The organism is Bacillus sp. SH7-1 (assembly GCF_008042405.1).
Taxonomy (GTDB): domain Bacteria; phylum Bacillota; class Bacilli; order Bacillales; family Bacillaceae_G; genus Bacillus_A; species Bacillus_A thuringiensis_N.
Window position 1 is genome coordinate 1 of the sequence record NZ_QNUD01000072.1, and the last position, 672, is coordinate 672.

The window sequence follows — 672 nt, forward strand, 5'->3', positions numbered from 1 at the left end:
TTCCGCAAGACATGTTTGAGTTATTTTATTAAAAGTGCGGGTGAAGGGAGTCGAACCCCCACGCCAAAGGCGCTAGATCCTAAGTCTAGTGCGTCTGCCAATTCCGCCACACCCGCATATTTTGTTAAAATGGTGAGCCATGAAGGACTCGAACCTTCGACCCTCTGATTAAAAGTCAGATGCTCTACCAACTGAGCTAATGGCTCTTAATGGCTGGGCTAGCTGGATTCGAACCAGCGCATGACGGAGTCAAAGTCCGTTGCCTTACCGCTTGGCTATAGCCCATTAATTAAGAATGGTGGAGGGGGGCAGATTCGAACTGCCGAACCCGAAGGAGCGGATTTACAGTCCGCCGCGTTTAGCCACTTCGCTACCCCTCCGACATATATGGTGGAGGATGACGGGATCGAACCGCCGACCCCCTGCTTGTAAGGCAGGTGCTCTCCCAGCTGAGCTAATCCTCCATTTTGCCTGGCAACGTCCTACTCTCACAGGGACAAGGTCCCAACTACCATCGGCGCTAGAGAGCTTAACTTCCGTGTTCGGTATGGGAACGGGTGTGACCTCTCTGCCATCATCACCAAACTTAATTGAAGGCATATTCCTTCAAAACTAGATAACATTTGACATCAATAATTGGTTAAGTCCTCGATCTAAAACTCAGCTCCACAT

The 672-nt window shown here is 50.0% G+C and carries 5 tRNA genes and 1 rRNA gene; all 6 read right to left on the minus strand.

Going from position 1 to position 672, the window contains the following annotated elements:
- Positions 1 to 35: 35 nt before the first annotated feature.
- Positions 36 to 116: transfer RNA gene (locus DN390_RS30275), tRNA-Leu, on the minus strand.
- 14 nt (positions 117 to 130) lie between these two features.
- Positions 131 to 206: transfer RNA gene (locus tag DN390_RS30280), tRNA-Lys, on the minus strand.
- 4 nt (positions 207 to 210) lie between these two features.
- Positions 211 to 285: transfer RNA gene (locus DN390_RS30285), tRNA-Gln, on the minus strand.
- A gap of 11 nt (positions 286 to 296) precedes the next feature.
- Positions 297 to 380: transfer RNA gene (locus DN390_RS30290), tRNA-Tyr, on the minus strand.
- Between the two features lie 8 nt (positions 381 to 388).
- A tRNA-Val gene (locus DN390_RS30295) sits at positions 389 to 464 on the minus strand.
- Positions 465 to 469: 5 nt separating this feature from the next.
- A 5S ribosomal RNA gene (gene rrf, locus DN390_RS30300) occupies positions 470 to 585 on the minus strand.
- Positions 586 to 672: the final 87 nt, after the last annotated feature.